Raw genomic sequence first — 4,152 nt, forward strand, 5'->3', positions numbered from 1 at the left:
AGGAAACTGGGTATTCAACACCTGCCTAGGATTGAGAAAGCGACCTAGGGCGAGGTCATTGTGGCGCTGCGCGATGAATACGCTCATTGGAACCGAGCCATTATTCAATGGGCAACACTGGGAGTTCCTTACAACACGCCAGTCTACCTTAGTGTAGATCAAAAAGTTTTAGCAGGTCTGGGCCTAGGCACAGTTAAGGATTTCTGCCAAGCCGTGCGCGCCCAGGTGGCAGATGGCAATCGGCTGCAGTTATCGGCTTTGCAAAACCAGGGATCGTCCGAACCGGCAGGGGTGGCCTTCTTGGCGCTGATGGTACTCGCCGCCAACGACATGATGAGAGATGACAAGCTGGATGCCAATGACTTCTTCACCCATTTTTGCCAACGGTTGGAAATACCTGGCGACACCCGTCCGATAGGGATGAAAGCCGGAGATGAAGAAAGCTTGTGGCAGGAGTGGAACCGGTGGCTAGAGGAAAAAGGATGGATTGCCACCGCCAAACCAGGGGAAGGCTCGCGCCGGTATTTGAATTACCCCATTTCCCAGGCCTTGCTGCGGGAGGCGGACACCCAAAAGTTATGTCGCATGTTTTACGAGAAAAAGTGGACTACGGCCCGCAGCGAAACCCAGTTGCTGGTGGATTTGGCGAGCGAAAAGAACCTAAACCAACATCTGGCAGAGCTGCTGGACGACCGCCAGCGACACGAAGTCCTGGGCGCCGAAATCCTAGCCGTCCATCAAGAGTGGTTGGATGCAGGACGCCCGGAACCGCAACGATTTAGCCGAGCGTACCAGCCCCCCACGCGTCTGACTGCAGGGCTGTATCGCACCGAGGATCGGTGGGGGGATCCAGCATACTACCTTTATCCCAAGCTGCCGCGTCACTGGCCAGTTGCAGAGGTGACGGTAGAAAACTTAGGTCGCCTGCGCTTGGAGCGCGTAGGTTGGTTTTACCCCGTTGGCAAGCCACTCTCTGCTGGCGATCTAGCTGAGGGGAGAGCCTGGCCTATTCGCGGCCATGCCCACTTGCGGGAGCTCCAACTGCCGGCTCGAGATTTCTGGGTCTTGGTGCCCGATCCTGAGAACCCTGAGTCCGGTGCTCTAGCCAGTTGGGGAGCGCCCAAACTTGGCAGTCACTTCACTGTGTTGTTTCGGGAAGCCCTGTGGCCGGATTTGCAGCGGCTGCGCGAAGAAAGCCTGCTGCAATGGTCGGGCGAGCGCCAGCCTGCGTTTGCCGAAACTTCTGACTGGTGGGAAATCCAAGAATGTCAGGTGCTGGCCCCCGTATGGGACGGTTTGTTTTTACAACATCCCGAGTTGAAAGAAGCCTTGCAGCCGCGCGATCGCCTGCACATTGCCTTGAGTGGCGGATTACGGGTACCCCAAGGACGGGCTTGGCTGAAGGATCACTTACCACAGGTGACCGTGTACGGATTTCAGCCTACGGCAGCGGTGACCCTGACTGAAGTGGTCACTGGGAACATATACCTTCAAGGAGACCATCGCTCTACCAACCAGCCTTGGGATTTGCCAGCAGACTTACCTCCTGGTACTTATCGAATCCAAGTTCGGAGCGGAACTGCCCACCAGGAACGCTCTTTAAAGATTCTGAATTGGGATGATTTGTCATTAGCTTGTGTAGTAGGAGAATGATCTTATGTCTAAGCTGATTTACTGGCTCTTTCACACTCGTTGCAAGAAATTTAAGCCACAAAAGCTGTTAGAGCACTTACAGAAGCGAATTACTCAAGAAAATTTAGTAGATGTCATATCTCATGTTCGAATTGAGAAAGGTATCAAGAAAAAAGGCGAGTACTACTTCTACTTGGGTATTGATCCGAAGGCACGCCCTGATTGGAAATCTAAACAAAAAGATAATCTTGAGAAATTTCTTAAAACAATAAGCGGTATTAATAAGGCTGCAAGGCAAGAATTTTACTGGGAAGAAATTCGACACATGGTGGGTATCGCCTACGATTTAGAGCAGGATATCCAAACTATAAGGTATTTCGAAGTCAAACGGCTGCCTAAAGTCAACCCATTTCGTTTGGAAACACCTATAGCTGAGTCGGCAGAAAGCGATCGCTCTCGAGCGTGCGAACAACTGCTTTGGTGGCTATCGGCAGCCGGTTCCGGTTCTTGGGAAACCTTTCAAGCCGTATGCGATCGCCTAGACCTACCCCAACCACGTCGGTTGTTGCGTCGGCTACAATTGCTGGGGCATCTCACGGTGGCTCGAGATGGCAGACGCTGGCAGATGCAGCCGCCTTCCTTGCAGCCGGTCGGTGAAAATTGCTACGTGCTGTACGGTCAGCGGAATGCAGCTCTCCAGAAAGATCTTCAGCAATTGGGTCGCCTTGAGGAGATCCCCCAATCTCGAAAGGATGCGCCACCCTGCTGGCAGTTCGAGCTGCAGACTGATGTTGCCACGGCGATCGCCAAGTTGCGAGCCAGCTACCCTACCCTAGGCATCCGCCCGGTCGAGGCTCCTCCCCAGTGGGACAATTGGGTGGCTACACTGGACGTTGTCGATTGGGTGCCACTCCACCGCTATCGGCTGAAGCGTTATGATGGGAGCCACTTCGCAGACGTGCCGACTGCTGAGGAAACAGGTTTCTACGAATTGCATGAGAAGGGATCCCCACAACAGCATGCCCTGTTCTACGACCGCGAGCAAGACAGGTGGTACAGCGGCGAGTGGTACGGCTTACGTTTTTTGGCTTTGACTCGCCTTGCTTCCGAAAACCTATCAGTTAAGTACGACCCAAATAGCCGAGAATTATCGATCCCTATCAGCCAGCGCTGGCCGCTAGCCTACGAACGCTATTTGGTCATGCAATCCGGCTGTTTGCCTTGCTACAGACCTGAAACAGAGGAACTGGTTTATCAGAACATTACGCCAACTGCATGGCAAATCATCGGCGAGCGGCTGCCGCTGCTCGATTTGGAGAAATAGCTAAGGTTTTTGCCCAAAGCCAAGGAGAAATCATGTACGACCTCATCGGCACCTATCAGCGATTGGATCGAATCTATCAGCTTTACATTAAGAGTGCTTTTCCCTTACGGTATCCTGCTCTTAGCGCCGAGCGCGATCGCCACTTGCATTACAGCCCTGATCATCCTCTGCTCAGTGTTCCTCCTCTACTGGAGCCCACACCCGTCTACCCTTCTTCTGGCAAAACCCTCGAGGAAGCAGCAAAAGATTTACCCGCTGGCTATGAAGACTTGGCCCACCTCGGTCGTTCCTTGTTCCCGAACTTACCCCTCTATGAGCACCAATGGCAGAGTTTGAAAGCAGCCATCGTTGATCAAAAGGATATTGTGGTAACGACGGGAACTGGCTCCGGCAAGACCGAGTGTTTTTTGTTGCCAATCCTAGCCCACCTTGCGCGGGAATCCCGTAGTTGGGATCCGATGTCTGAAAGCGGGGATACGTTTTGGTGGCAGGAGGAAGACAATCCAAATTGGGTGCCACAGCGCCAAGAGCAAAAACGACCGGCGGCAATCCGGGCGCTCATTCTCTATCCCCTAAATGCTTTGGTGGAGGATCAATTGCGCCGGTTGCGCAAAGTGTTGGATGGCCCAGAAACCCATGAATGGCTTGATCGCGAGCGGGGTTGCAATCGCATCACCTTCGGTCGTTACACGGGTCAGACCCCCCTCCCCGGCTATCCCACTTCCGATAAGGTCAAGGAATTAGCCCGGCAATTGCGAGAGTTGCAAGCGGAGCAGGAAAAGGTTGCCGTCCAGAGCCAAGACCCAGATTTGAGGTTTTACTTTCCGCGCTTGGATGGAGGAGAAATGCGCTCGCGCTGGGATATGCAAGCGCATCCCCCGGACATCTTGATTACCAACTATTCCATGCTCAACATCATGCTGATGCGGCAAATCGAGGCCGGGATGTTCGAGCAAACGAAAAGGTGGCTGCAAGAGAATCGCGAGCGCAAATTCTTGCTCGTGGTCGATGAGTTGCACACTTACCGAGGGACGCCAGGCTCAGAAGTGGCCTACTTGCTGCGCTTACTGCTGTACCGTTTGGGGCTAACAGTCAACTCAGAACAACTGCAGGTTTTGACCACCAGTGCCAGCTTGGAAGAGGGCGAGGCAGGCCGCAAGTTTCTCCGGGAGTTTGTTGGGCGCGATCGCTTTGTG

The 4,152-nt window shown here is 53.6% G+C and carries 3 protein-coding genes; all 3 read left to right on the top strand.

Annotated features, from left to right (window positions below):
- Positions 1–60 precede the first annotated feature (60 nt).
- Positions 61–1,653: a hypothetical protein gene (locus NW857_RS12430; protein ID WP_414347511.1), complete on the top strand. Its 1,593-nt coding sequence runs from the start codon at positions 61–63 to the stop codon at positions 1,651–1,653.
- Positions 1,654–1,657: 4 nt separating this feature from the next.
- The gene (locus NW857_RS12435; protein ID WP_414336058.1) at positions 1,658–2,956 is read left to right on the top strand and encodes a hypothetical protein; all 1,299 of its coding nucleotides are present in this window, start codon (positions 1,658–1,660) and stop codon (positions 2,954–2,956) included.
- A 32-nt stretch (positions 2,957–2,988) separates the two neighbouring features.
- Positions 2,989–4,152 (top strand): DEAD/DEAH box helicase (locus tag NW857_RS12440; RefSeq protein ID WP_414369126.1); only part of this gene is annotated, 1,164 nt, incomplete at its 3' end.

It is taken from the genome of Synechococcus sp. H55.9, assembly GCF_047462355.1.
In the GTDB taxonomy this organism is placed as follows: domain Bacteria; phylum Cyanobacteriota; class Cyanobacteriia; order Thermostichales; family Thermostichaceae; genus Thermostichus.